This window comes from Caldisphaera sp., from assembly GCF_049974385.1.
Lineage (GTDB): Archaea > Thermoproteota > Thermoprotei_A > Sulfolobales > Acidilobaceae > Caldisphaera.
In genome coordinates, this window is the sequence record NZ_JBMFIW010000002.1 from 46,119 (window position 1) to 71,422 (window position 25,304).

Consider the following 25,304-nt stretch of genomic DNA (forward strand, 5'->3'; position numbering starts at 1 on the left):
TATTAAATTGTTTGTTTTATTCTTCAGGTAATCCTTTATCTATTATTTCCTTTAAATCAGCAGTTAAATATGAAGTCTTAACTCCAATGAAATAAACTACTATACTTATTATAGTAAATACCAAATAATCATATGGATAAGGTATTATTGGAGATGGCCCTAAAGAACCATAGTATGATATTATGCCAGATAGAATATTAAATATAATTAGCCACCATGTTGCTTTAACACTTCTATGATGACTTTCCTTGTATAAGTATGCCATAACTCCTATTTGAAGTAGAGATAAGAGTGCCCAATAAACTGGGAATTCACTTAAAATTCCCCATGAATATGCATTTCCAGCAACAATTATAGTAAGTAATGCCCATAATATTATTGATAATGTAACTACCTTTGATAATGATAGGTTTAGCTTCTTTCTATACGGACCATATAAAACTAATGGTAAACCTGCAATAACTGCAATAATTACTGTGTTTATTAAAGAATAACCTGACCAATAAACTAATAATGCTGCTGCTATAAATCCTAATGGGTATGTTATATACCATATTGGAGCTTTATAAGGCCTTTTTAAATTTGGAGCGATGTTTCTTAGAGCATGATTTGTAATTCCTACTGTTAAATAATTATATACGGTTAATAAAGAACTTAAACTTACGACATAGTACCAACTAGGTATTGGTAATAAGAAAGCAATAGCCAAAACAAAAGTTATTAAAATTGCAATCCATGGAGTTTGGAACTTTTTATGAACTCCTGCCAAAAATTGAGGAATATAACCTACCCTAGCCATTCCATATATGTTTCTAGCTGAAGATCCAGTATAGACCGCTAAAGTTCCAGCTGGAGATATGGCTGCATCTATAAGTAATACAAAGGCCCATATTAATAGTAATGGTACTCCTGTTGCCACTAGTTCACTATAAAATGGGTGAGATTGCCATGCATTATATAAACCTGTCCAATTACCTGGAGCTATTCCAGCTGCTGTCCAATTTATACCTCCTGTAAATGCTATTTGCAACAAAATATATACAATTATTACCGTTATTATAGCTAGAATTGTTCCTAATGGTACATCTCTTTGAGGATTCTTCGCCTCACCTGCATATTCTAATCCTTGCCTAAATCCTTCGTATGCAAAGACTATCCCAGAAGGCACCATAGCAGCAAATATGGCAGCTGTACCATGGGGGATAAATCCTCCTGGCAATGATGTCAAATTTGATGGACGAAAATACAACGATAAAAGAAGTATAACAGTTATTAAAGGAATTAATAATTTCCATGCTGTAATAAATCTATTAAACCAGCCAAATACATTAATACCGACTAATTGAATTATAGTAAATAACAATATTAAACCAGCAGCCAGTAAAACACCTATAGGTGTTAATAAGCCCGTAGGTCCCACTAGCCCTCCTATATATGAGCTTGCATAAGTAACTATAGCTATAGCCTCTACAGATACTGTTGTGACAGCCCCCAAGAAATATGCCCATGACAACAAATAATTACTAAATACTCCATGACTATAATGATTATATCTAGCCAATGATCCAGAAAATGGAAACAAACCCCCTAGTTCGGCAAATCCAAAAATCATAAAAATAAAGAAAATTCCTGCTATTATCCATGTGAAAATAGATGCAGGGCCTGCATAATATAAAGCGCTAACTGGTGAAAATAACCATGCGGATCCTATCATGCCTGTTATAGAGAGCATAAAAATATCAGCCAAGGTAAGAAATTTCCTTAATTTAACCTGGGATCCCTCACTACTCTGCCGCATCTATCTATTTCACCACAAACATATTTTATAATGTGTGTATTTAAGCTTTTTTAATAATTTTAAATATTAATAATTGGCCGAACTTAAGTTGATCTCTTTAAACCTTTATTAGATATATCAATTTCTGTTAAATTTAGTAAAATCCTAAAACAAAATATTAATATACATGCAAATTAACCCATATTGAATATATTAAAAATAAGGAAATATTATACCCTATTTATATCTTATATGTATGGAGTGTAGGTGGTGGGTATGGTATTCCCATTCAAAAGCATTGAAGACTTTAAAATAGATATAAAGGACGAGCACGAATTATTTAGAAAATCTGTTAGAGAATTTCTTGAAAAAAACGTAGAGCCTAGATGGAAAGAAATTGAAGATACAAATCAAATACCTCCGGAAATATTTAAACTAATGGGTGAACAGGGATTCTTTGGTATTGGAGTTCCTGAAGAGTATGGAGGCCAAGGTGGAGGCCAATTAATGACAACCATTATGATGGAAGAAATAGCCAGAATAGTACCAAGCCTAGCGGTTGCAGTTGGAGTAAATCACTTATTTGGAGTTCCCATATTAAAATTTGGTAATGAAGAACTTAAGAAAAAATATATAACCCCGATAGCTAAAGGCGAAGCTCAAGGAGCACATGCAAACACTGAACCAAGTGGAGGAAGTGATGTTGCAGGAATTCAATCGAAAGCAGAGAAGGAAAATGATCATTATATAATAAATGGTAGAAAAGTCTTTATAAGCGGAGCAGAAAAAGCAAATTATTTTATAGTTTCAGCAAGAACTAATCCTCCCCAACAAAACAAAAGATGGTGGGGCATAACTGTATTTGTAGTAGAGAAGGAATGGCCAGGAGTAAAATTAGGACAGCATTTCAAAGTATTAGGAATGAGAGGAGAACAGCCTTACGAGGTTATCTTCGATAACGTAAAAGTACCTAAAGAGAACATAGTGGGTAAAATAGATGAAGGTTTCAAGGTTATAGTATCAACGTATGATTATACCAGAATAGGTATTGCTGCTCAGGCTGTAGGTATTGCTCAGGCTGCCTTTGAAAAAGCGTTAAACTATTCATTACAAAGAGAACTTTTTGGACAACAAATAATTAATTTTGAAATGATAGACGAAAAAATTGCTGAGATGTATATGAAACTAGAAGCTGCAAGATTGCTAACTTATTGGGCTGCAAGCCTTGCAGATTCTAATAGAAGTGAATTCATAATTGCAGCAAGCCTTGCGAAGTCATTCGCATCAGAAGCTGCTGAATGGATTTCAAGACAAGCTGTCCAAATACATGGAGGATATGGAGTAGATCAGGAAATGGGACTCGAAAGGTATTTAAGAGATTCCGTAATAACAACCATATATGAAGGAACTAATGAAATACAAAGGCTAACCATTGCCAGAGAGTTAGTAAGACAGGCTTTTGGACTCAAAATCTAAATTCATTAAAATTAATTTTTTACTTACCTCATTTTAAAAATAATTTAAAAACTAATATATGTTAATTTTTCTAATTTCTATCTTTTTTATTTTCAGACTTTTTTCCTTGGTTATATATAAATATATGCCTAAGCAATTTTTGTGGTATGTTAAAAACATCCGTTGCTATCTTAATTATATATTTATCTCTAGGCATATCTTTTTTGTCTATATTTAATTCTATAGCTAATGCCTGCTTTAAAGCTTCTTTTGTTATTCTATTTCTTACTATTCCATCATCGATTGCTTTTGAAATTTTAAACGCAGCATAAAATCTCATGTATTTATTTACTTCATTTTTCTGCACTGGAAATGCTTTTCTAAGAGATTCAGAGAGTTTTACAACAGTCTTTTGATCTATAAAGCCAAAATATTCTTTTGTCAACCCAAGTCTCATTATTTTAGCTATAGAATTTCCATTTATATCTCCGACTATAGCCAAGATTTTATCTTTCGCTCCATCTAAATTATCGGACAATAAAATTTCATTTACTTGGTCCATTTTAATTTCCTGTCCAAATATTGAATCGAAAAGATCTGGGTATTGAACTTCAAGTCCCATGCCATATTTTCCTAAAACATATAAACTTGCCATTTCTTTATCAAATATATCTTTTGGATCAGATGCGCCTTTTATTGGTGATATTTTTTCTTTATTATATTCATTCTTTAACCTCTCTATTATGTATTGTCTAGTAACTTTTTGAGAGTTATTTTCCCACATAGTTATTAAATCGTTCCAAAGATCCATCAGTATAGACTTTCTTTTTTTCAAATCTTTGCCTTCTTTATCCATTGATTACACCTTTTATATAATTATATTACCTCCAATAAGAGGCTTATTTTATCCCTACCGTCTCTTTTTCATCATAAATATATGTTAAGTAGAGAATATAAAAAATATTCACTAAAAATAGTTTTTATTATTATACATAAAATTGATATATTTTAAATAAATTATACAAAATAATGAAAGCATAAAAAGCTGTTTTTATAGAAGTTTTAAAACAATTAAAAATTAAGAAAAATATTAAAATTTTTTAAGGAAATAAAGATATAATTATAATAAGCTAGCTTTCAATTATAAAATTGGCAGTAAAATAAAGGAGATATTTCATTACTCAAAGGTGGTCAACTTGGGAATAATAGATGACGCAATTGATTTGCTAATAAATGAAGATAGCTTAAGAAAGACATGGATATTATTAATAGCTCTGTTTGGTATTGCTGGTATAGCTATAGTGATTTCCTATAATGTAATAATGCAATCATTTATTGGACAATATTTGCACAGTCAAGAATCTAGTATCAGACAAATAGCCCAAAGCTTTGGAATTGGAAATAATGAATATCTATTTCCTTTTATAATATTTGGAAATAACGTTAAAACAGCAATAATAACATGGATATCATCAATAACTATTATTATACCTATATTAATAGTTTCATTTAATGGAGGACTAGTTGGATTTGTTTTGCCAAGTGCTAATTCTAACCCGCCATTAGTTTTATTTTATTTATTTGTACCTCACGGAGTAATAGAAATACCTTCTGTCACATTAGTAGCATCTACTTTTATTTTATTAATTTCAAAAGGCCCTGTGAAAATGTATAGATACTCTATAGGAATTTTAATCATTTCAGTTATAATGTTAGCAGTAGCCGCTTTTATAGAATCATTTATAACCAGAGGTATAGCAGGCTTTGTAGCATCTATAATTTAAAGTTGATTCAAAATGAAGCTAATAGCTTTTTTTATTTTATCATTAGCCCTTCTAACTTTATTTACAACTTTAACAGAAGCTAACATTTCTATAAATTTTACAAAGCAAAATATAACAAAAGAAATAAATAATAATAGCATAACAGAATTTAACCATGGATTATATTCCATATATTGCAACAATGTATATGAGGGAAGCATCATAATAAGTGGAACCTATAATATAAGTATTTATTTAAATAATTCCGATATTTTAATCATTTTAAAGAGAGGTTTAATTACATCGATTAAAAACTTAACATTCTATAATAATGGATCTGATGCTTATTTACTTTTATATACAAACGATTCATCTTTAAAAATTTCTAATATAACTACTGGAAAATATAGTATTTTAAATATACCCGGTGTAAATCAAACTTATTATATAAACGACTCAAATATAGAAATAAACATGAATACGCCTTTAAATAATTTGCTTTCTTTTTCTCAGTCATCATGGACAATATATCAATTTTCAAATAATTCTTCTCTTTACATAATTTTTGGAAAAGTTCCTATTAACAGTTATAATTTAGGTAATATAAATAAAGATAACACTATAAACAATGTAATAATATTAAATAACTCAAATATATTAAAATTAACAGAAAACTACAATAACATATATTATAATATAATATATTATAGTTTGTTAGCACTATCACTCTTGACGCTTGGCGTCGCGCTGGTGGCAACAAATGCAAAAAAGAAATAATATTGATGAAGCTATTGAAAGTTGGAAAGCAGGTAACCCTATATTACTATATGATTCTTCAAATAGGGAAAGCGAGATAGATATGGTATATCATGCTTCAAATGTTAATCCAGAGGCTATCTATAAGCTAAGAAACGAAGCTGGCGGGCTTATTTGCTTTGCTACATCATGGGAAATAGCAAATGGGTTAGGATTAATATGGGGAGATGAATTAATATCTAAAATCCCTAATTTAAAACCTTTAACAGAAAAGCTTTTGTTCTATAAAGACAGACCTGCGTTCACAATATGGGTAAACCATATTAACGTTAGAACCGGAATAAGTGATAACGATAGGGCATTGACTATGAACGAACTCTATAAAACAGTTAAGTTATATGTAGAGAAAAGAAAAGAAGATGCCGTAAAGAAATTTATAGAAGAGTTTCAAGCGCCAGGTCATGTCCCATTATTAGCAGCTAGGAGCTTAAAAGAGAGAAGAGGACATACTGAACTAAGCATAGCTTTATCGCAATTAGCAAAATTAGAACCAGCAACAGCATTTGCAGAAATGTTAGATTTTGGCGTTTCTTTAAGCTTAGAAAAGGCTGAAAAATACGCCAGAAAAATGGGTTACATATTAATAAGTGGTAAAGAGGTGTTAGAGGCCTGTGAAGGAGAGAAAATGTGTTGGAATTATTGATACAACATTTGCAAGGGTAGATATGGGATCTATTGCATTGAAAGTTCTAAAAGATTTATTACCAGACTATATTATAATCAGGCATACTGTCCCTGGAATAAAAGATCTGCCCGGAGAAGCCAAAAGATTAATAGATTATGGTTGTGATGGTATAATAACCTTAGGATGGGTAGGATCTAAACAAGTTGATAAATATAGCTATATAGCTTTATCAGTCGGATTAGTTATGTTATCTATATTATCAGGAAAAATAATTATAGATGTTACAGTCCATGAAGATGAAAGTAATGATCCTAATGAATTGAAAAAGATTGCAATAGAAAGAGCTAAAGCTCATGCAGAAAACTTAGCGATATTAATTAAAGAGGGTGGAGAAGGTTTAGTTAAGAAGGCAGGACAAGGTATTAGACAAGGATATGAAAATGCAGGACCCTTATGATGTTATTTTCTTCTATATCCTATTTGTGATATAAGTGAACCTATTAATGCCATTGATGATCCTATTACTTGCAAAAATGTTGGCAATATCTTTATTAAATATATTGTAAACAAAAACGAAACTACAGGAGTAAGCATAACAATTGAACTGCTTTTTACTGGACCTACAAGTTTAACAGCATAGAACCATAATAACCAAGCTAACGCCTGAATAATTACCGTAGTATATATTATTAATAATAAAGATTTTAAATTAAAAACAAAATAATAACTTATTGGAATAAAAGCCAATATAAAAGGTGCAGATATTAAAGACATATAAGAATTTAAAGCAATTACATCTTTGTTAGATAAATTTTTAACAAAATATACAGTTCCTAAAGCCCAGGACAGCCCACTAATCAAAGAAAAAATTAATCCTAGACTAAAACTAATAGATGATAAACTAGTTAAAAATATTCCAATAAAGCCAATAATTATTCCTATATATTGAAAATACGTTATGCTCAATTTTAGATAAAACCTACTTAAAATAACTACAAATATTGGTTGTGTATAGACTAAGACCGCTGCTAAAGACGGATTTTTTGAATACATTATACCAAGGTTTAAAAATATTAAAAATAATCCCATATTTAGTAAACCTGCTATTGTTTCTTTAATCCCATATATAATCTTTTTCCATAAAATTAATATAATTAGACCTCCAATAAATGATCTTAAAAATGCCACATATATAGGGGATATATAATTTTCAAGTATCTTAACAATGGGATATGCAGATCCCCAAATCAACGTAACCAATGCTATATAAATGTACCCCTTTATGTTATCATTCATGGCAAATCCTAGTATCTGTATTCTATTTAATTTATAAATGTTATTAACAATAAATAAAATCTAAACGCTATTAAAACATATAAACCAGCGAAACTGTATTAACCCTTGAAGAGAGTGTAAGAAATGAAAGTTATAATAATAAGATCAGAAATGGGCAAAATAATTTCAAGTGAACTTGTAGAAGGAGAATTAGATCAAATTATTAAAAAGAAAAGTGAAGATGCGATGAAAGAATGGAACCCTGAAATAAGTGATTTTATTGTATTGAGGGATGTGAGAGAATTAGAACTTCCATTACCACTAAATCCAGAACTTGTTGATATATTAAGAAATGTTGGAACTTTAAGCAGAACATCAGAAAAGGCCATAGCTAGATTCCCAATCTATACAATAAGTTTCGAAAATATGATGATAGGAGAAGATAACTATGTTGAGCATAAAATATATTTAATATCACCGTACATAAATGAAGATATAAAAACTGAACTAGAAAAAGAAGCTGTTGAAATAACAACAGAAAAAGTTTCACCAGAAGGTATTGAAGAAGGAGAAGATGAAGAAGAGTAAATAATAAGATGGTGCCTATATTTTGGATCTATTTAATACTAAAGATCTAATAAATTCTATTATAATGCTTTTTGTTGTTTTAGATCCCTTTACAGTAATCCCATTTTATATTCCTACAGCAAACCTATTACCAAAAGATAAAAGACCTAAATTTTTAAGAACTTTGATATTAGCTGCAGTTTTTATGTTATTGGCATTTACAATAATAGGCGAATATGTATTCAAGATATTAGGGGTAACTTTCAATGATTTTAGAATAGCAGCTGGTTTGATTTTGCTAGTATATGCAATTTCTAGCCTCTTTGACATAGAAATTGGCGCCCCTAAAAATGCCCCAGAAAATATAGAAAAAGAAGCAATAGTTCCCTTGGCTACTCCTTTATTAGCTGGCCCGGGAAGCATCTCAACAGTATTATATATAAGATATTCTTATGGATATCCAATAGCATTAATAAGCATCTTTGTAAACATAATTCTTGCTTACTTAATTTTATATGGTGGACAATATATAATGAAACTTTTAGGAGAGCACGGAGCCCTATTAGTAGATAAATTTATGAGCCTAATACTAGCAGGGTTTGCTATAAGTATTATAAGGGCTTCAATAATGAGCCTCTTCTAATTCTTATAATAATTACTTTGTTTGTTATTTCAACTTATGTGCAAAAATTTAAAAGAACGTTAATTTTTAAACCAGAGATTTACATAATATTTTCGGTAAAAGGGTGAATTAAAAATGAGCGTTCAGTTTGCAACATTAGGTGACTTAAAAAAAGGAAGCTATATAGTAATAGATAATGAGCCTTGCAGGGTAGTAGAAATAACAAAAGCAAAGACAGGTAAGCATGGCAGTGCTAAGGCGCACGTAGTTGCAGTTAGCTTATTTACTGGGCAAAAGAAAACTCTAGTTGCACCTACAGATACTCAAGTTCAAGTTCCAATTATTGAGAAAAAGAATGGTCAAGTGCTGGCTGATTTGGGAAATAATCTACAAATAATGGATATGGAATCATATGATACGATAGAGGTGGAAAAGCCAAATGATGAACCAGAACTTCTTGAAAAACTCAAACCAGGAGTTGAAGTTGAGTACTGGTTAATAATGGGTAAAGCAAAAATAGTTAGAACAAGAAGCTAGTCAGGTGGAATGTAAAAATCTATTTTAGCCTTATGATAGTCCCTTATTATTGTTTTTGCTGCTTCATCTATATTAGGCTCTTTAGTTTTTCTATATATCCACATTCTTTTATATGCTAATTGTTCAAGTATTTTATAAGGATCTTTTTCTTCAATTTTATAAGCATCAATAAAGGCTTTAGGGTTATATTTTAATATTTTTTCTATGAGGGCTACAGCTGGTTTAACTGGATCTTTTAGTTCGTCAACACCTTTACCTCTTATTATAGATTCTGGAAATCCTCCTTCTATTGGCATCACTCCTGGAGAATCTAAAATATAAACACCATTTTTTATTTTATATAGAGTGAAAGATCTTGTGTAACCTGGACTACCTGGAATTGGGCTTGTTTGAGCACTTTTCTTCCCTTTTATAGAATTTATTATGCTCGACTTTCCAGTCTTCGGATAACCTACTAGTGATACCAATGATCCATTCCCATTTGAATAATTTTCTATTTTTTGTATTAATAGAGACCTATCTTTTCTTCTCCATATAGAATAATAAATGCAGTCAATACCATTAGAAATAAACTTTTCCTTCCATTTTTCTGCAACACTATATGGAACTAAGTCAGATTTATTTAACAGAAGTATGAGTTTTTTATTAAATGATTCAGCCATTTCTTCAACTCTTTTGCTTCTAGTTGAAATTGGATCCCTAATATCAACAACTTCTATTACAATATCGGATCTTTTAATCGTTTTTGCAATATCTCTCCAACTTGCCAATATCATTATAGATTCACGCTTTTATTATCTATAAAAATATTGTAATTATTAGAACTTATAAAAATATCCACAAAAAGTTTATTGCAAAGAGTTTATTATTTTGTAATTATTTAATAATTTTAAATATAAAGCATACTTCTAATATATTATAAAAATGACAATATGAATATATAAACTTTGCGTTATACTTATAAGTAGGAAAAGTTTAAAAGGTTTGGTGAAGTGCATGTCTGAAAAGCAAGATTCTGGTAAGGATAAATCTAAGTCCAAGGTGAATTGCCCGCCTGATAAGATAATTTATGATGCTAATATGGGAGCTAGAATTTGCCTAGAAACAGGGGAAGTTATAGAAGAACAAGTTATAGGAGACGAGGCAGAATGGCGTGCATATACACCAGATGAAAAGGCTAGAAGAACAAGAGTAGGAGGACCATTATCATTAAGCAAACCGAATATGGGAGTAGACGTGTATATTGGCAGTTTCCATGAAGGAAGCGGCAAAAAAATTAGAGGCTTATCGAGAAGGATAGATATGCTAAGGTTACAGCGTAGCTATAGAATGGGAAGGACTCTAAGCAGTTTAGAGAAAAATATAAACCAAGCATTAAAGATTTTAGATGAATTATCTACACATATGGAATTATCGAATAAAGTGAGAGAAGAAGCATCGAAAATGTATAGAGATGCTACTCAAAAAGGATTAACAAGAGGCAGAAGCATAGAAAGCGTTGTTGCAGCTACATTATATGCAGCGTGCCGTAAACTTAGGATACCATGCACAATTGATGAAATAGCTAAACATTTATCTATAAAGGACAACGATGTCAAAAGAGAGATAGCCAGATGCTATAGGCTTCTAGTGAGAGACCTTGAGGTTGATATACCTGTAATAGAACCAGAATTGTTTGTAAACAGAATCGTTAGTGCTTTAGGACTTCCTGATTATGTAACGGTAGAAGCAATAAAAATATTGAGAGAGGCAAGAGGTAAAGGAACAACAGCAGGTAAGGATCCGAGTGGTTTAGCAGCAGCTGCAGTTTATTTAGCAGCTCTTAAGCACGGATTAAGAAGAACTCAAAAAGAAGTAGCTCATGTCGCAGGCGTAACTGAAGTTACTGTAAGAAACAGATACAAAGAAATAGCAGGAGAAGCTGCATCTAAATTATCTTAATTTAATTTAACTATTTTTTCTAGTGTAGGTATTGTAAATTCTAAGTTTAATTTCTTTAAAGTTTCTTTTGTTGGAACACCATTTTTATCCCATCCTCTTAAATCATAATAATGATCTAACAATTGATTATATCCTTCGTAACTTAATTTACCGCCTGCTAAAGGACCTTTAGTTAATGGTTTCTTAAACCATTTTTCAGGAGGCATATCATAGGATCTATTCCATGTATTAAATTCTCTAATCCAGAATGCCCTAATCAAAGCATAAATCCTATCAGCAATTTCATATATGACATCCCATGTATATTTTAAACCAGTTGCATAGCTTAACAACAATGGATAATGATCTAAGTTAAGCCCAATTTCTACCCAAGGCAATCTGCATGTAGTTATGCTTTCAAACATTCCTCCTCTAATTCTTTGTAATTCTATAACTTTTGCGGCCTTTTCTCTACTATAAGAAAATCTGTCATTTTGAACCTCCCAACTTATGACCCATGCATCTTTATGATGTGCTCCTATAGGAGAAGTGGAAAAAGCTAAAGCCATACCAGGCGCAGTATGACAATCATAAGCGCTTGCCTCAAGCCCTTTTGCATTCACAGCAAAGTCGCAACCACCAATTTTATTACAAGCATGCATTGTGCCCTCCGCAAGCAAATTGCCTAATTCGGTTTTTCTAAATGCTATTTCAGAAACTAAGTCTCTATATAGTTTTAAATCCCCCCATTCCAATTTCCTTCCATCAATTCCTTCTAACAAACCTTTTTGACTTGCTTCTGTTCCCCAACCCAATACTCCTCCTAGACTTATTGTATCAATGCCATATTTATCAGCTAAAGTATTTAAAACGGCAACGTCTTGCAATCTATTTATTCCTATATTACTTCCTAAGATTGCAACGTTTTCGTAATCAAGCTCGCTTTTGTTTCCCTCAGAATCTATTATTACATTACCGCATTGCATATTACAGCCAGGACATCCTCTTTGATCAACTTTCAAAGATTCCATGGTATATCCATCGATACCTTTATATTCATCGAAAACGCCTTCACTAAAATTATAAGTCGGTAAAACACTTGCTTCCTGGGCCCAATCTATAGTTGCCATTGTGCCTTCTCTCATCCAGAAGTTATAACCAGGCCTTTCTCTAACTTCCTTTAAAGCCTTAGCACCTTCTATTTTAAAATTCTTTTCATCAAATAAATCGTAACCCTTAGTTCCCTTAATTACAACTGCTTTTATTTTCTTTGACCCCATAACAGCTCCAATACCAGGTCTACCTCCACTTCTACCTTCTTGACTCATAACTGTTGCAAATCTTACTAGGTTTTCTCCACCTGGACCTATTTCAACTATACCTGAAAATCTGCCAAATCTTTTCCTTAACTTCTCCTCAGTCTTCCAACTATCCATACCCCATAAATCATCAGCATCTTCAAAACTTACCTTATCATTTTCAATATTAAGTAAAACAGGTTTTTCTGATCTGCCATAAAACACTATAGCATCTAGTCCTGATTTTCTCATCTCAACTGAAAATAATGTACCTATATTTCCATCACCATAACCTCCAGTTAAGGGGCTTTTTGATGCAACCTGTAGCTTTCCACTGCTTGGAACTGGCATCGCAGTTAAAGGACCTATAGCAAATATCAAAAGATTTTCAGGAGAAAACGGATCAACTCCGGGCTTATTATATTCCCACAAAATTCTAATTGCGAGACCTCTTCCTCCTATGTATTCCATTGCCCATTCTTTGGGATATTCTATAGTCTTTGTCTCTTTTTTGTTTAAATCTATCCATAGTATTTTCCCATTCCATCCTTTCATATAAAACCACCAACTATATTAAAAGAAATTGAAGATTTTATATTTGTTTCTATAAGTTAACCTTATTTCCATTTTTTAATAGAACAAATGGGATCTTTAAAAAGCGAGAAATATCTGTAAATAATAGGCTTAGCCTCTATAAAAATATCGAGGTGCAAAGAGTGTCTCAGTACAGGCAAGACATAGGAGAATTTTTAAAGAATCTTGATAGATGGATATCTATGCAACAAGCAGTTTTAGATTCTTTTAAAGATAGTTATCCAAAAGTTAGAGATTCCGATAGATTAGACATAATTGTTCATACAAGAATAGCGTTCAATCATATGATAAGAACATTAAAAGCTTTTGATGATTGGCTTCAAGATCCATTTATCACTACAAATGCTTCTAAAGATCTTTTAATTCAAGTATGGGATCAAACAGTAAATATATTGCAACAACTGATTTCAATGGATATAGGGCATACTTCTCAAATGAGAAAAATGCTAGACGAACTATCAAAGGAAGGAAAACTGAACCCATTAGTAGCAAGATTTAGGGAAATAGGAGAAGAAAGGAGAGAAGAAGGAAGAGGGACAACAACTATATCATTTTAAAACTTTTTAACTCAAATTTCTATAATTCTTTTAGGTGATCTAAGTGTCAAAAGAAGTTGAGAAGAAACAAGGCAAACAAGTAAAGGCCAAAGAAGAAAAGAAACAGATAAGCGCTTTCGAAATTAGTCCCGAATTATTGGCTAAGGCTAAAAAAGATTTGGCTAAAGTAAATTATATTACTCCTAGCAAGCTCGCAAGTAACTATAGCATAGCAGTATCAACAGCCAGAAAATTATTAAAAGAACTTCAAAAAGAAGGAATATTAGTTCTCTATTCTCCAAGCAGAAGGAACCCAATATATATACCTAAACAAGAATAAAAAATTTTTATATTGTTTGGAACAGGGATTTGTTTATATTCTTCTTTAATTACATTAAGCTGATGGAAGGTGTATAATTAATGCCAGATTATGTAATAGTAGGATCAGGTATTGTTGGCTTAGCAACAGCTTATTATATATCTGAGCAAGATAAAAATTCATCAATATTAGTAGTCGATAAAGCTGATGGACCGGGTGCTGGGGACACTTCAAAAAGCGCAGCAGCTTTTAGATCTGCATTTACTAGTAAGCTAAATATTATGCTTTCTAAATCAAGTATAGATTTTTACTCGTACCTACAAAATATAAAAAATTTTGAATTGGGCATGAAGTTTGTTGGCTATCTGTTTTCATTAGATAAAAAAGAATATAGCAATATAAAGAAAGGCTTAGAATATGCGGAAAAGCTAAACATTGAATTTTCTGAATTAGAAAACGACTTTTTAGAAGAAAATCTTATGATCAAAACTCATGTAGAAGATAAAGAAGAAGCAAGTCTACTTAATGCAGGAGATATATATAAATCATATTTATTTAAAAACGCAGGCATAATAGATCCAGAAAAAATAGTAGACTATTACTATAATAAACTCAAAGAAAGAAATGCGAGTTTTTCTTTTGGTGTGGGAATTAAGGAGTTTATAGTAGAACCAGAAAATCCATTAGGTATAGAAGGAGAACCTTTTGTTTGGGAAGAAACAAAAGTTAAAGGAGTAAGGTTAAACGATGGAACTATTGTAAAATCTAAAAAGAAAACTATAGCAGCTCTAGGGGCATGGAGCAACATATATTTAAACAATATAGGTATTGATTCGTATAGTAGGCCAAAGAAAAGGCAAATATTTTCAATAAGAGCAGATAGCGAAGAATTGAAAAAAATATTATACGCAAACAATTTTAATAAAGAAAAATCAATGCCTTTTGTAATCATGCCTAAAGGTGTATATATTAGACCTAACCCATCAGAAAACACTTTTTGGATAGGTCTAAGTGATGAAATAGGAAGAAAAATTGAAGCAGAAGATAATCCTTTACCAGAGGAAAACTTCTATGTTTATAACATATTACCTATATTATCATTATATTTTGAACAATTCAAAGAAAAGAATCCATACGCATCTTGGGCTGGTCATTATGATATAAGTTTCGACGGGCAACCAATTATATATGAACCCTTCGAGAGCAATCTAGTAGTTTCAGCAGGTACAAGCGGAAGTGGAATTATGAAAGGAGATTCCATAGGAAGAATCACCGCCAGTCTTGCAACTGGAAAAGAATATGCAGAGCTCTTTAATAAGGAGGAATTTGAAATATCATGGCTAGGTCTAGAAAAAAGGTTAATAGAAAAAGAATTTTTAATAATATAAAACTTTTCTGCTAAAAACATATCTTAATTATTAAATATAATATTATGGGGTCTAAATTGAAAAACAAAAGAAAAATACTATTAATAACTACAAACGTAAAAAGCTTCCCAGAACCTGATATTTTATTAGAAGATGACTATTCTTTTTATTATTTAGAGATTAAAGATTTATATCGTATGAGTAAGGAGCAGCTCATTAATAAGATAATTAATTATATTAATAAATATGATATCATAATTTTACCAGGTAATTTAATATGGGATTTTAGCGAGTTTAATGGAAAAATAGTTAAGGGAACAATTTTTCAAAATTACTTATTTGATTTAATTAAATATGTAAAGCCAGAAGAATTAAGTCCCAAAGTTAGCGCTGATAAAATCTATGGAAAAATTTTTAGACTTATAGTAGAAGATAAAATAAAAAATATTACTGAAAAACCATTGCTTAAAATTAAAAACCTGGAAATCTATAAATCTTATCCCAGAGTCTTTGCTGAGATTTTCCTGTATAACGAAGAAAAAATAGATAATGTAATTAACATTGCAAAAAAATATATAGAGGATGGAGCAGACTCAATAATTTTGGGAATAATGCCTTCTATATCTTATGATTATTTGAAAAACATAATTTCTTCATTAAATAAAATAACTTCAGTTCCAATAGGATTAGATGGCAATATAGAGATTTTAAAGAATTTTAAAGATGAAGTAGACATACTTATGAGCTTTTCTATAAAATCGCTTTATGAAAATATTGATTGGCTTTATGATAAAGTCTCTGTACTATTGATCAACGAAACAAATGAAGAGATTAAAAATAATATTAGAGAACTAAAAAATAGAGAACTAAAAATAATATTAGATCCAATAGCTTATCCTCCATTAATCCCAGGATTCTTAGATTCTTTGATAAGAGCTAAAGCAATATCTGATTTAGGTTATCCTATAATGATGGGAGTTAACAACGTATCTGAGCTAATTGACGCAGATACCACAGGCGTAAATGCATTATCAACTTTTTTATCCATAGAAGCAGGGGCAAGTATAATATTAACTGGAGAGGCAAGTGTTAAAAATAGAGGGTCAGTTTTTGAAGTAAAAAAAGCAATAGAAATGGCTAAAGAGTCAATAACACTTAAAAAACCACCTAAAGATGGTAGCATAAATCTTTTAGCATTAAAGGAGAAAGATTGGTTAAATAATAAGATAAAGATATATGGAGATAGAGACTTAATTAATATAATTTTTGATGAGAAGACCATACAAATATCATGTATAGATGATTGTCCCATATCTAAATTAAATAGCTTGGAAAAGAAAGACTTAATGAAACTATCAATATTAATTTTCAGATTTTGCTCGCCTTGGTCTATGGAATGGGATTGCTAAATATAATAGTTTTTATGTTTATTTAACCTCAAAAACAAGTTTTTTATTAATTTTGCAAGACTTCTTCGATTCTACTTAATTTACTTTCTATTTTAGCAAATGCTTTTGTATATGAAATCTTATCTGGAATGCACTTTATACACAAGGGTGAAACTGATATGTATCCTTTTTTAACCATAACTACATCACTATCTTCATCTCCACCTACATAAGCTTCATCTAATTTTTCTGTTTTCCACCCCATGACTTGATAAACATTTTCGCTAGAATCAATTTTAACATCTATGTTTGAAAGCCATGAAATTTTGGTTACCTTAATTCCTAATGGATTTACTGAAGGAAAATTAATATTAATTAAGTCTATTTGTTCATCCTTAAAAATTTCTAACGATAATAAAGATATTTCAGCAGTTATCTTTGCTGCTTTTCTTAGTAAATTATCTTGTTCTTGGTTTTTTATACCTCTTAAAACAGCAAAGCTAGATGCAATACCTTTATAGCCTAGCAAAACCCCTTCTAATGTTCCACCAATTGTACCGCTTGTAAAGAAATCCATTAAGCCCATATTTGGGCCTATGTTTATCCCAGACAGTATTAAATCGGGTTTTATATCATTTAAAAGATATTTTATTCCTATTGCTACAGCATCAGCAGGTTTTCCATCAACACACCACGATTTTTTAGCATATTTTACATCACATTTCTCAACTTTAACATTAAATGAATGTGATTTTCCTGCTCCGCTAACTTGATTTTTTGGAGCAACAACATATACATCAAATCCCTTTTTACTTAACTCTTCTATTAAATATTTTATTCCAGGACTTTCAATACCATCGTCGTTGGTTACCATCACTGAGCCTATCATTTTTATCACTCTTTTCTTTAGCAATAAATTAAAGTATTGCTAAATTTTTAAAGTTTACTAAAATTAGTTAATAAGAATTAGTTAAAGATATTAGTTTCAATTAACATATTAAAATTGAGGCGATAAAGTTGAATCAAAAAGAGCCTTTTTTGTTTAAGAGCTACGAAAGAATCATAGGAATAGCCCATGATGTAAATGAATTAAAGAATGAGCTTGAGAGACTTTCTAAAATAGACCCAAATGCCGTTAATTATCATATAAAAGAAAAACATATAGCAGAGTGGCTTTATTATATAGGTGAAAATGAGCTTGCAAAAAAATTTGAAAATGTAAAAGATGTAAACGAAGCACTTTCGCTTTTAAATGAAGGAAAAAAGCCTGTTCATGAAGAGATTCTCTCAAAGGAAAGTACAACAGCGGAACAACCAAAACCTGAATCACAACAGAAACCAAAAAGAAGAGGAGGTAGAAAGAAAAAAATGCAATGAATTATTTTATAAGCATATAGGTTTAAGGGGCAAAAAACCTCGCCATCCATAACGGTAATAGATAACTTCCTTGCTATATTTTTAATTATTTATCCTACAATTTTTAAGTAATGCCATGCTAATTGTAGGATTCCATTTTATCATATGCTAGCTTTAAGTGCGTTACTAGTTGAATTTATCATGTGAAATAAACAATATACTGTAGGCTTACATCTATTTTTACTAAAGAGGTGGAAGAGGTCTAACTTACACAAAGTTAATATAGTTGACTTTTGATTTGAGGAAACAAATAAGATACTAAAAGCTCTATTATCAAGCTTTTCAACAACTATATGGAGAAATACGGCAAGAAATTGATCCTAGTAAAGCTGATCTCTGAGAAGTATATCAGGTAGAGTCTTGTGAAAGAAGATTTGTCACTATCAGATCATACATTTTCCTGTTTTTCGTGTAAGTTGCTGGCTGATTAAAATGCATAATTAAACATACTCAAAAAATGTGTCGGGAAAAATCCTTAGCCCTGTAAAGTCTCGTAAGACTTTAAAATAGATATCCTTTATCCGTTTTACTACAATATATGGTAAAGCCATGAAGCAGGAATCTTGTCCTTTAGGATGAGATAACTCACATGTTTTTATTCCCTCAATTAAATATACAAATAGGGATAAAAATTGGTCGATTTCATTAAAGAAGTTGAAGAGATGCTTTCTCTATACGATACATTTCCAAAACAAATTCAGGAAGGATATAAAAAAGGTATTGAAATAAAATCATTTAATAAAAAATTCAAAGGAGTTATTTTATCAGGTATGGGTGGCAGTGGAGTAACAGGCGATTACATAAGAGTTTTAGGGTTAAACTCTAAAATTGATATTCCTATAGAAGTGGTTAAAGGAGATACCTTACCCAGTTGGGTTAACAAAGATTATTTGGTTGTTGCTATTAGTTATTCAGGTAATACACATGAAACTCTCTCATGCGCAAGGCAGGCATATAGCATTGGAGCAAATGTTATAGCAATAACTAGCGGTGGAAAATTAGAAGAACTTGCTAAGAAAAACGGATCTCCAATCGTTTCAATTAATAAAAACTATTATCCCAGAACAGCTATAGCAGAACTAGTTTCATCTGCATTAGGAGCTTTAAAAGCTCAAAATATAAACTTGATAAATGATAATGAAATTAACGAAGCAATAGAAACACTCAAAGGAACCTCAAGAGGAGAAGGATTAAATATTGCAAGTAATATCTCAGATAAAAATCTTTACATAATATCAGGTTGCGGCCCATATGAATTATTAGCTAATAGATGGAGACAAGAATTCAGCGAAAATGCTAAGGCTCTAGCAAAATCAGAATTATACCCTGAATCAGCGCACAATGATATAGTAGTATGGCAATTGGATCAAATGAAAAACACAGCATTTATATTATTTGTACCTGACGAAAAAGAAAAACTATGCTTTATTCTTGCTAACTTGTTAGAAAAAATTTATGAAAAACAAGGGTCGACTCTAATAAAAATAAATCCAAGAGGCAATAATTTATTTTCAAAGCTCATTCAAAGTACATTGCTTGCAGGTTATGTATCAGTATATTTAGCAAAGTTAAAGGGAATTAATCCCACAGATACATCAATAACTGGTGAATATAAGAAATCACTCGAAAAGGCTAATTTGAATTAATTAAATTTATTTCAAATAATTTAATTTTTATATATAATAAAATTTCAATTTCTCATATAAAAAATATATTAATGTTGATAATTTATTATTAACGTTGGTGTACGATATAGTGCATAAAATAGGGAATGAAGAAAGCCAAGGTTTATATCAATACAAGGCTATGATTCTAGATAGTGTTCATGGATTTATACCAATAAATGCAGGAGAGTATTGGATACTCCAAACACCTTTTATGAGAAGGCTTCATAATATTAAACAACTTGGAGCAAATTATCTAGTTTTTCCATCAGCCAAACACACAAGGCTTGAACATTCCCTTGGAAGCATGCATATAGCTTCAAGAATGGCCAATAAAATTTTAAATTATGCCTTGTCAGAGCACAATTCTAAACTATGTGCAGCTCTTTTTACTACTTGCAATGAAAAAGCTTACAATAGCTTTATTCAAGCAGCAAGATTAGCGGGTTTGCTCCATGACTTAGGACATCTAGCTTTTAGCCACATGATCGAGTCTGGAATAAAAAACCTTTTAGCATATTCAAATGAAGATAAAAAAATAAGTGAAGATGTTTCTAAAAAACTCAGAAATATATTGTCTATGTTAGCAGAAAAAGGGGGTAAAGTACATGAATTCTACACGTATTATTTCATAAATCAATTGTCAAAAATGGCAGAAAAAACTGAATTCAATTTACTGGATATATCAATAAAAGCGGCTTCCGTTTCTCTTTTCGAAGAAAACAATTGCAAAGTTTTAGAAGAACTCAATTTGACAAGTGAAGCAGCACGAATAATAAAAAATATAATCTCTAACGAAATAGTTGATGCTGATAGGCTTGACTATTTGCAAAGAGATGCATTGACTTCAGGTATTGTTTATGGAAATATAGACATCGATAGGCTCATTTATGGTATTAAGCTCTCAATGGATGGAGAAAAAACATATATCACATTAGATATGAAGAGCATGCCTACTTTAGAAGATATATTTGATGCAAGGTACAAAATGTATAAATCAGTTTATTTCCATCATAAATCCATTGCAATAAGCAAATCCGTGGAAAAATTTGTTAATGGCCTAGCAGATGAGTGGGATAAAGTTAAATTAGATTTGTATCAAGATATAGATCTCGCTGATTTCCTTAATCCCATAAAGTTATCCAATGCCATAGCTAATGATAACTATTATTTTGATGATAATGAAATGGATGTCATAATAAAAGCATCAGCAATAAAAGGTTCTACTCAAATAAAAAGATGGGCTCTAAGCTTATTGAATAGGAGAGAGCTATTACCAATATCTGTATTTAAAAGACCAGAACAAGTTATGATAATAGCATCCCAAGTATTAGAAAAACTTGGTAGAAAATCCTCAAGTGAAAACATAAGAAAATTAGTTAAAGGAATAGATAGAAATAGAATTAACGACTTTGTTAGAGAAAAATCAAATATAGATTCAGTTAAGGTGGACTATTATGACGAAGAAATAATTAGTGAAGATAAAATAATGAAAATATCAAATATATTTAATTGGAAAGAATCAATGTATATAAGAAGTTTAGTTCAAATTGGTTCAATACCAGTTTTTCTGGTATATGTTTATTCTGATAATGAAAATGACCATATGATCCTGAGAAGCAAAATTAATGATATAAGGAAATCTGTATCTGAAGAAATCTCTAGTATATTTGAAGAAAAAGCCAAAGAAATGGATTAAACTGCCTTATTTTTGCTCTAAATACCAAAACTTATAAATGATTGTCAAAAATTTTTGATTAATTCTATAGCAGAGCTTAATGTGTATTTTTGAGGCATCAATACAATATATTTGGGACATTTTTCTTTTAAAACATTATAGGTTGAAGGTCCAATTGAAACTATTTTAATATCATCTTTTTTAATATAATTACAAAATGCTTCTGCAATCAATGGCGAAGATAACAAAACATATTGTACGTCATTTTTAATTAAAAATTCATTTATACTTAACAAATTCCTATCGTTTAATCTTTCCTCATAAAGATTTATTTCAACAAAATTTATACTTTTTTCTTTTAATATTTCATTTATATCCTTTAAACCTTGTTTAGATCTGGCTAACAAAACACACTTACTATTAATTTTTGATAATTCGATACCTAATTCCTTTCCTGTATAGCTTTTAGGCATTAAATTGGGTTTTCTACCTAAATAAATTTCTATTGATTTAGCTGTTTCCGAACCTACTGCAGCTAATTTCTTATTATTAATTTTTCCAACTATTAAATCAAAAACTTTGTTAATTTTGGCATCATTAGCTAAAATCTTTGGCCCTCTTGGGCTAGTAAATACTATCCAATCGCACTTATCAATATTATTTAAAAAATCTATTGAAGACTTATTTATTGGAATTATATCTAATATTGGCAAAAAAACAATTTGTACTTTATTTTCTAAGTCTTTTTGAATATGTTCCGGATATTCTGGCCCTAAATATAAAACTAACTTTTTTTCCATAAATTATCCCTCATCTTAATGGTTTTACCTACTATTATTATAGCAGGATTTTCTAAGCTGAGCTTATCGTAATTATCTAAAACTTCTTTAATTGATCCAGTAACAACTTTTTGCATTTCAGTAGTTGCATTCATAACTATTGCACATGATTCATCGTATCCTCTTACATTAGCAATTTTTTCTAAATTTTCTTTTAAAGTCGAAACACCCATCATAATAACAATTGTATCGCTGGACTTTGCTATTTCTTCAACCTTAACGGTTTTGCTGCGTTTTTCTTCAGCTTCTCTACCAGTTATAACAGAAAAACTTGATGATAACTTCCTATTAGTTAATGGTATACCAGAATAAACTGATGCTCCTATAAAAGAAGGAATTCCAGGTACAACTTCGCAATCTATCCCATGACTATTTACATAATAGCATTCTTCTTCTCCTCTTCCAAAAATATAAGGATCCCCACCTTTTAGCCTAACTACCTTCTTACCTTCCATGGCTTTTTTAACTATTATTTCATTTATCTCCTCTTGTTCCATTTCATGTTTGCCGGGAGATTTTCCTGCATAAATTAATTCACAATCATTTTTACAATAATCTAAAACCTTTAGAGGTATTAGTCTATCATATATAACAACGTCAGCTTCTTTTAAAATTTTTAATGCTTTAATAGTTATTAAATCAGGATCTCCTGGTCCTGCTCCAACAATATATGCCTTACCTTTCAATTTATTTCAACACCTTATCAATAATACTATAAACAAATTCCCCAGCTTTTTTGCCTAATTTTTCTGCATTGTTTAAGTAATCCTTAAATCTAACTATTTCCATAAATTTTCCATCAAAGGAAGCAAGCCCGGTTATTATTACAATTTTATCATCATGTATTATAGATACTGCACCTAATGGTGAACTACAGCCGGCCTTCGCCTCTTTTAAAAATTCTCTTTCAGCTATTGCCATATAATGGGTCAACTTGTCTGTATAGTTCGAGATAGTCTTAACATTCGAGTTATCTTTAATACCAACAATTGCTATTATGCCTTGGCCTGGTTCTGGTGGAAAAATATCTAATGGTAAAATAATTCTTTTTGGATCAAGCCCAAGTCTTCTGATACCTGATTCTGCTAATATGATATAATCATATTCATTATTGTTAAGTTTCTTAATTCTTGTATCTATATTACCCCTTAAAGGCTTAATAATCACTTTGTCATTATAATGCATTAGAAATGACTTTCTTCTCATGCTTGAAGTACCAACAATAGATCCTTCTGGTATTTTCTCTAAATCATCTACGACATTTTTCGAAAAAATTAAAGAATCGTTAGGAATTTCTCTTGGCAAAACCATTATTATATCTAGCCTTGGATCTATATCCTTAGGCAAATCTTTCATACTATGAACAGCAATATCAGCTTCTCCTTTAAGTACTGTATTATTAACTTCTTTTTCAAATAAACCTTTTTCACCTATGCTGTATAAAGGCTTGTCCTGAATAATATCCCCTTTAGTTTTAACAACTTTAATTTCTAAATCAACATTTACAAATTTATTTATATAGCTCTTAAACAGTTCAACCTGTTTTAAACTTAACTTGCTTCCTCTTGTTGAGACAACTAATTTCAATCATGTCCCCCTAATAATTTCAGCTATTTTTTCTGCAGTATAATGTATTATATCATCATTGTGCTCATAACTTGTAAATATGGTCTCAAATTGGCTTGGAGGTATAAATACTCCTTTAGATAAGAGTTTTTCATGCAGCTTGGTATAGCTTTCTTTATCAGCTTTCCTTGCATCATCTGCATTAAATACATCTTTTTCTGTAAAGAATACCTGCATCATGCTTTCTACTCTATTTATAGTATATTTTATTCCGTAATCAATCAATAATTCATTTAACATCTTCGCTGCTTTAGATGCTTTATCTAATACATTGTTTTTTTCTATAAACTCCAATGTGGAGAGACCTGCAACCATAGATATAGGGTGAGCATTAAAAGTTCCTGCATTAAATACTTTCCCTTCAGGCGTTAGAGATTCTAAGATTTCCTTTTTAGATACTATTGCCCCTATCGGGAATCCACCTCCTATTATTTTTCCTAAAGTTACTATATCAGAGTCTATGCCAAAATATTCTTGAGCTCCTCCCATAGATATTCTAAAACCCGTTATTACTTCATCAAATATTAAAAGAGATCCATTATTCTTTGTGATCTTTCTAATTCCCCATAAAAAATCCTTATCGGGCTTAATAACACCCATATTTCCTATAACTGGCTCTAAAATAACAGCAGCTATTTGATCGCCATAATTACTAAATATAGATTCTATAGAGTTCAAATCATTATACTTAGCAACTAAAGTTAGCTTTGCAACATCCTCGGGCACACCTAGGCTATTTGGCACTCCAAACTCAGTTGCAGCGCTACCTGCTTGGACAAGAACAGAGTCATGAGATCCATGATAGCAACCATCAAATTTAACTATATATTTTCTATTAGTAAAACCCCTAGCAAGCCTAATTGCAGTCATAGTTGCTTCCGTTCCAGAATTAACAAACCTGATCATTCCCCTAGGCTTTATATAGCTTATTATTTTTTCAGCCAACTTTATCTCGTTCTCCTTGGGTACACCAAATAGCCATCCTTTATCTAGCTCTTCTTTAATTTTACTTAATACATATTCGTTAGAATGACCTAATATAAGTGGTCCATAACCCAATACATAATCTATTAGTTTGCTTCCGTCTTCACTGTAAATATATGCACCTTTACCATACTTAGCAAAAAAAGGATAAGGCTTTACAGCTGCCCTGACTGGACTATTTACACCTCCTGGAAAAACTTCTTTTGCTCTTTCATATAGCATCTTGTTTCTATCGTTC

General features: G+C 30.8%; 26 protein-coding genes. 16 read left to right on the plus strand and 10 right to left on the minus strand.

Annotation, left to right across the window (positions count from 1 at the left end):
- Positions 1 to 16: 16 nt before the first annotated feature.
- The gene (locus ACP5GV_RS00845) at positions 17 to 1,798 is read right to left on the minus strand and encodes an APC family permease (RefSeq protein WP_428101784.1); all 1,782 of its coding nucleotides are present in this window, start codon (positions 1,796 to 1,798) and stop codon (positions 17 to 19) included.
- Positions 1,799 to 2,053: 255 nt separating this feature from the next.
- Here ACP5GV_RS00845 and ACP5GV_RS00850 point away from each other — a divergent pair, with 255 nt between their 5' ends.
- Positions 2,054 to 3,253 (plus strand): acyl-CoA dehydrogenase family protein, encoded by a 1,200-nt coding sequence (locus tag ACP5GV_RS00850; protein WP_292321046.1) that lies wholly within the window; start codon positions 2,054 to 2,056, stop codon positions 3,251 to 3,253.
- Between the two features lie 70 nt (positions 3,254 to 3,323).
- On the opposite strand, the gene ACP5GV_RS00855 is transcribed toward ACP5GV_RS00850, so the two are convergent.
- The gene (locus ACP5GV_RS00855; protein WP_428101786.1) at positions 3,324 to 4,088 is read right to left on the minus strand and encodes a DUF2192 domain-containing protein; all 765 of its coding nucleotides are present in this window, start codon (positions 4,086 to 4,088) and stop codon (positions 3,324 to 3,326) included.
- 340 nt (positions 4,089 to 4,428) lie between these two features.
- Between ACP5GV_RS00855 and ACP5GV_RS00860 the strand changes: the two genes are divergently transcribed.
- From ACP5GV_RS00860 to ribC, 4 genes are read left to right on the plus strand one after another with little or no spacing between them, the layout of a single operon-like run.
- Complete coding sequence (locus ACP5GV_RS00860) at positions 4,429 to 5,016, plus strand: stage II sporulation protein M (RefSeq protein ID WP_428101789.1); 588 nt, start codon at positions 4,429 to 4,431, stop codon at positions 5,014 to 5,016.
- Between the two features lie 12 nt (positions 5,017 to 5,028).
- Entirely contained in the window at positions 5,029 to 5,772 is a 744-nt protein-coding gene (locus tag ACP5GV_RS00865; protein WP_428089468.1) for a hypothetical protein, read from the plus strand.
- On the plus strand, positions 5,756 to 6,454 hold the full coding sequence (locus ACP5GV_RS00870) for a 3,4-dihydroxy-2-butanone-4-phosphate synthase (protein ID WP_428067998.1): 699 nt from the start codon (positions 5,756 to 5,758) through the stop codon (positions 6,452 to 6,454). Before ACP5GV_RS00865 ends, ACP5GV_RS00870 begins: the two co-directional genes overlap by 17 nt.
- A gap of 22 nt (positions 6,455 to 6,476) precedes the next feature.
- Positions 6,477 to 6,893 (plus strand): riboflavin synthase, encoded by a 417-nt coding sequence (gene ribC, locus ACP5GV_RS00875; RefSeq protein WP_367117938.1) that lies wholly within the window; start codon positions 6,477 to 6,479, stop codon positions 6,891 to 6,893.
- Positions 6,894 to 6,895: 2 nt separating this feature from the next.
- Here the strand turns inward: ribC and ACP5GV_RS00880 are convergent, their stop codons facing one another.
- Complete coding sequence (locus ACP5GV_RS00880; RefSeq protein WP_428067996.1) at positions 6,896 to 7,732, minus strand: DMT family transporter; 837 nt, start codon at positions 7,730 to 7,732, stop codon at positions 6,896 to 6,898.
- Between the two features lie 123 nt (positions 7,733 to 7,855).
- Here ACP5GV_RS00880 and ACP5GV_RS00885 point away from each other — a divergent pair, with 123 nt between their 5' ends.
- The 3 genes from ACP5GV_RS00885 to ACP5GV_RS00895 all read left to right on the plus strand — a co-directional run bounded on the left by ACP5GV_RS00885 (position 7,856) and on the right by ACP5GV_RS00895 (position 9,437).
- Positions 7,856 to 8,299, plus strand: coding sequence for a DUF2286 domain-containing protein (locus ACP5GV_RS00885; RefSeq protein WP_428101791.1), 444 nt, complete (start codon positions 7,856 to 7,858; stop codon positions 8,297 to 8,299).
- A 22-nt stretch (positions 8,300 to 8,321) separates the two neighbouring features.
- Positions 8,322 to 8,921, plus strand: coding sequence for a MarC family protein (locus ACP5GV_RS00890; protein WP_428067994.1), 600 nt, complete (start codon positions 8,322 to 8,324; stop codon positions 8,919 to 8,921).
- A 114-nt stretch (positions 8,922 to 9,035) separates the two neighbouring features.
- Complete coding sequence (locus tag ACP5GV_RS00895; RefSeq protein ID WP_292321032.1) at positions 9,036 to 9,437, plus strand: translation initiation factor IF-5A; 402 nt, start codon at positions 9,036 to 9,038, stop codon at positions 9,435 to 9,437.
- Here the strand turns inward: ACP5GV_RS00895 and ACP5GV_RS00900 are convergent.
- Positions 9,434 to 10,213 (minus strand): GTPase, encoded by a 780-nt coding sequence (locus tag ACP5GV_RS00900; RefSeq protein ID WP_428067991.1) that lies wholly within the window; start codon positions 10,211 to 10,213, stop codon positions 9,434 to 9,436. The genes ACP5GV_RS00895 and ACP5GV_RS00900 overlap by 4 nt on opposite strands.
- 220 nt (positions 10,214 to 10,433) lie before the next feature.
- On the opposite strand from ACP5GV_RS00900, the gene ACP5GV_RS00905 reads away from it, so the two are divergent.
- Positions 10,434 to 11,378, plus strand: a complete 945-nt coding sequence (locus tag ACP5GV_RS00905) for a transcription initiation factor IIB (RefSeq protein WP_292321028.1) — start codon at positions 10,434 to 10,436, stop codon at positions 11,376 to 11,378.
- On the opposite strand, the gene ACP5GV_RS00910 is transcribed toward ACP5GV_RS00905, so the two are convergent.
- The gene (locus ACP5GV_RS00910) at positions 11,375 to 13,210 is read right to left on the minus strand and encodes an aldehyde ferredoxin oxidoreductase family protein (protein WP_428101793.1); all 1,836 of its coding nucleotides are present in this window, start codon (positions 13,208 to 13,210) and stop codon (positions 11,375 to 11,377) included. The genes ACP5GV_RS00905 and ACP5GV_RS00910 overlap by 4 nt on opposite strands.
- Before the next feature lie 161 nt (positions 13,211 to 13,371).
- Between ACP5GV_RS00910 and ACP5GV_RS00915 the strand changes: the two genes are divergently transcribed.
- The 4 genes from ACP5GV_RS00915 (at position 13,372) to ACP5GV_RS00930 (ending at position 16,880) form a co-directional block, all read left to right on the plus strand.
- Positions 13,372 to 13,806 (plus strand): DUF2153 family protein, encoded by a 435-nt coding sequence (locus tag ACP5GV_RS00915; protein WP_428067987.1) that lies wholly within the window; start codon positions 13,372 to 13,374, stop codon positions 13,804 to 13,806.
- Between the two features lie 43 nt (positions 13,807 to 13,849).
- The gene (locus tag ACP5GV_RS00920) at positions 13,850 to 14,125 is read left to right on the plus strand and encodes a 30S ribosomal protein S25e (RefSeq protein WP_428101795.1); all 276 of its coding nucleotides are present in this window, start codon (positions 13,850 to 13,852) and stop codon (positions 14,123 to 14,125) included.
- A gap of 80 nt (positions 14,126 to 14,205) precedes the next feature.
- Positions 14,206 to 15,492: an NAD(P)/FAD-dependent oxidoreductase gene (locus tag ACP5GV_RS00925; RefSeq protein WP_292321021.1), complete on the plus strand. Its 1,287-nt coding sequence runs from the start codon at positions 14,206 to 14,208 to the stop codon at positions 15,490 to 15,492.
- A 56-nt stretch (positions 15,493 to 15,548) separates the two neighbouring features.
- Positions 15,549 to 16,880, plus strand: a complete 1,332-nt coding sequence (locus ACP5GV_RS00930; RefSeq protein ID WP_428101797.1) for a hypothetical protein — start codon at positions 15,549 to 15,551, stop codon at positions 16,878 to 16,880.
- A gap of 46 nt (positions 16,881 to 16,926) precedes the next feature.
- On the opposite strand, the gene surE is transcribed toward ACP5GV_RS00930, so the two are convergent.
- Positions 16,927 to 17,748 (minus strand): 5'/3'-nucleotidase SurE, encoded by an 822-nt coding sequence (surE, locus tag ACP5GV_RS00935; protein ID WP_292321017.1) that lies wholly within the window; start codon positions 17,746 to 17,748, stop codon positions 16,927 to 16,929.
- A gap of 128 nt (positions 17,749 to 17,876) precedes the next feature.
- Here surE and ACP5GV_RS00940 point away from each other — a divergent pair, with 128 nt between their 5' ends.
- The 3 genes from ACP5GV_RS00940 (at position 17,877) to ACP5GV_RS00950 (ending at position 21,638) form a co-directional block, all read left to right on the plus strand.
- Entirely contained in the window at positions 17,877 to 18,236 is a 360-nt protein-coding gene (locus ACP5GV_RS00940) for a hypothetical protein (protein WP_428101799.1), read from the plus strand.
- A gap of 671 nt (positions 18,237 to 18,907) precedes the next feature.
- Complete coding sequence (locus ACP5GV_RS00945; protein ID WP_428067978.1) at positions 18,908 to 19,921, plus strand: bifunctional phosphoglucose/phosphomannose isomerase; 1,014 nt, start codon at positions 18,908 to 18,910, stop codon at positions 19,919 to 19,921.
- Positions 19,922 to 20,018: 97 nt separating this feature from the next.
- The gene (locus ACP5GV_RS00950) at positions 20,019 to 21,638 is read left to right on the plus strand and encodes an HD domain-containing protein (RefSeq protein ID WP_428101801.1); all 1,620 of its coding nucleotides are present in this window, start codon (positions 20,019 to 20,021) and stop codon (positions 21,636 to 21,638) included.
- A 44-nt stretch (positions 21,639 to 21,682) separates the two neighbouring features.
- Here the strand turns inward: ACP5GV_RS00950 and ACP5GV_RS00955 are convergent, their stop codons facing one another.
- From ACP5GV_RS00955 to hemL, 4 genes are read right to left on the minus strand one after another with little or no spacing between them, the layout of a single operon-like run.
- A complete protein-coding gene (locus tag ACP5GV_RS00955; protein ID WP_428101803.1) occupies positions 21,683 to 22,417 on the minus strand; it encodes a uroporphyrinogen-III synthase in 735 nt (244 codons plus the stop codon).
- Positions 22,402 to 23,142 carry a uroporphyrinogen-III C-methyltransferase gene (cobA, locus tag ACP5GV_RS00960; RefSeq protein WP_428101805.1) on the minus strand — a complete coding sequence of 247 codons (741 nt, stop codon included), beginning with the start codon at positions 23,140 to 23,142 and terminating at the stop codon, positions 22,402 to 22,404. The genes ACP5GV_RS00955 and cobA overlap by 16 nt, the downstream gene beginning before the upstream one ends.
- Before the next feature lies 1 nt (position 23,143).
- Positions 23,144 to 24,043, minus strand: coding sequence for a hydroxymethylbilane synthase (gene hemC / locus ACP5GV_RS00965; protein WP_428101807.1), 900 nt, complete (start codon positions 24,041 to 24,043; stop codon positions 23,144 to 23,146).
- On the minus strand, positions 24,044 to 25,288 hold the full coding sequence (hemL, locus tag ACP5GV_RS00970) for a glutamate-1-semialdehyde 2,1-aminomutase (RefSeq protein WP_428101828.1): 1,245 nt from the start codon (positions 25,286 to 25,288) through the stop codon (positions 24,044 to 24,046).
- Between the last annotated feature and the right edge of the window lie 16 nt (positions 25,289 to 25,304).